The sequence below is a fragment of the Blautia sp. An81 genome (assembly GCF_002161285.1).
Classification (GTDB): Bacteria; Bacillota; Clostridia; order Lachnospirales; family Lachnospiraceae; genus Blautia; species Blautia ornithocaccae.
The window spans coordinates 1-2222 of record NZ_NFHH01000060.1; the positions used below are offsets into that span (position 1 = coordinate 1).

General features: G+C 47.1%; 1 protein-coding gene and 1 pseudogene. Both read left to right on the forward strand.

The genetic code is table 11. The features are described from left to right. Positions 1-6: 6 nt before the first annotated feature. Positions 7-897: pseudogene (locus tag B5G33_RS20765) on the forward strand (helicase); the annotation flags it as partial. 620 nt (positions 898-1517) lie between these two features. Next, on the forward strand, positions 1518-2222 hold a 705-nt coding region (locus B5G33_RS20770), incomplete at its 3' end, for a reverse transcriptase N-terminal domain-containing protein (protein WP_204247449.1).

Consider the following 2222-nt stretch of genomic DNA (forward strand, 5'->3'; position numbering starts at 1 on the left):
TAAACTATGAAAGATGGCGAGCCGTGTACATCGAGAGGTGTAAGCACGGTTCTGGAGGGGGTTACGCCAAGACCACGGACGAAAGGAAGTATGGCGTGGCGTTTCCTACCTTATGAGCTGTATTCTGTGCAGCGATATTTGCAGTACGACACCCTTCTGCGGAATGGTCTGCAGCATTTTGATGCGTGGGCTTCCACCTTTGGGGAAACCATTACCGCACTGGAGCTTGCCCCGGAGGGGACGAATTACCGGGCAAAGACACGGTTTGCCAAGTTCCACAACCTGCCGGAGCTGATGTTAATGTTCCGTGAGATTGCGGATATACAGACCGCTGATATGTTAAAGCTGCCCGTGCCGAAAGTGAATTACCACAATATCAAGGTAGCCCCCAGTGACATCCAGAAAGAAATGGTGGCTTCCCTTGCCAAACGAGCCGAGAAAGTCAGGGCGAGGGCTGTGGAGCCGCAGGTTGATAATATGCTCAAAATCACGAACGACGGGCGGAAACTAGCACTCGACCAGAGGCTGATCGACCCGATGCTGCCGGACGATGCGGGGAGCAAGGTCAACGCCTGCGTGGACAATATGTACCGTATCTGGGAGGAACATGCTGACACAAGGGCGGCGCAGCTTTTATTCTGTGACCTCTCCACGCCGAAGGGTGACGGAACTTTCAATGTTTATGACGATATACGGGAGAAACTCATACAGCGTGGCATCCCCGCTGAGCAGATACGGTTTATCCACGAAGCGGCTACCGATGCCAAGAAAAAGGAGCTGTTCGCAAAGGTACGAAGTGGCGAGGTGCGCATCCTCTTAGGCTCGACCCAGAAGATGGGCGCAGGGACAAATGTGCAGGACAGACTCATCGCTATCCACAATTTGGATTGCCCGTGGGTGCGACTTGAAGTCGCATAGATAATTGTTTAACAACGAAATATTGATTAAACCCGCTATTCCGTTAGCGGTAGCCTAGTGCCACCTGCATCAGAAGCAATGACGGTGTTGGGAAGCTGGCATGACAAAGTAGCCCTCCACGTAAGTGGTAAAGCCGAAGCCGTGAGGCAGAAGCGAATCTGCGAGCATCAATGCGGTTAGGGAGCAAGGCTTGAGTAGTATGGCTAACATACGTGAACTGTTAATTAAACATCGTAAAGTCCAAAGAGCCAAAGATGCTGATAGGCTCCAGCCCAAAATGGGAAGCGGTCGGTTAATCCTCTCCATGGTAGGATTACACGGATAGAAGCACCGCCGGTGGATGAGACAGAGCCTAACCTACTCGTTGTTATCTATGTGAAACAAGGTAAGCCTGTATTTCTCCTGTTTTTTTTTACAGGAAAGTTTTCCGTAAGGAAAACCGATAGAAGTGCAGGTATGGGATTGTAGAAAAAGCGAATGCCATTCTGTAATGGAATGGATAGGGGTTCAAGATTTGCCCTAACCCGAAAGGGTGCAGACTTCTACGGTAGGTAATTCTTTACAAGAAACTTATAGAACTTTTGAAAGGAGCAAAGCAAATGAACGTTAATCAAACAACGTGTGCGGCTACTGACCATGAGTTTGCATGGAAATCTATTGACTGGAAGAAATGTGAAGCACAGGTTAAAAAGCTACAAGAACGTATTGTAAAGGCTAGAAAAGAAGGCAGACACGGCAAAGTACAGGCTTTGCAGTGGACGCTGACACATTCTTTTGCGGCGAAAGCGATTGCTGTAAAAAGAGTGACAACTAACGAAGGTAAGAAAACATCTGGAGTAGACGGAGTTTTATGGTCTACTGACAAAGCAAAGTATGAAGCTGTTCTGGATTTAAAGAGGAACGGTTATAAGCCACAGCCATTACGCAGAGTATTTATTAAGAAAGCGAATGGAAAGCTGCGTCCATTAGGGATACCAACAATGAAAGATAGAGCAATGCAGGCGTTATATTTGATGGCACTTGAACCGCTTGCAGAAATGACAGCGGATGCACATTCTTATGGATTCAGAAAAGAAAGATGCTGTCAGGATGCAATTCAGCAATGCCATACGGTTCTATCACATGGATATTCTCCGCAATGGATTTTAGAAGGAGATATTAAAGGGTGTTTTGACCATATCAGCCATGATTGGCTGCTTGCAAATATTCCAACGGATAAAGTGATATTGAAGAAATGGTTAAAATGCGGAGTTATCTTTAAGGGGGAATTGTTCAAAACCGAAGAAGGAACGATGCAGGGTGGA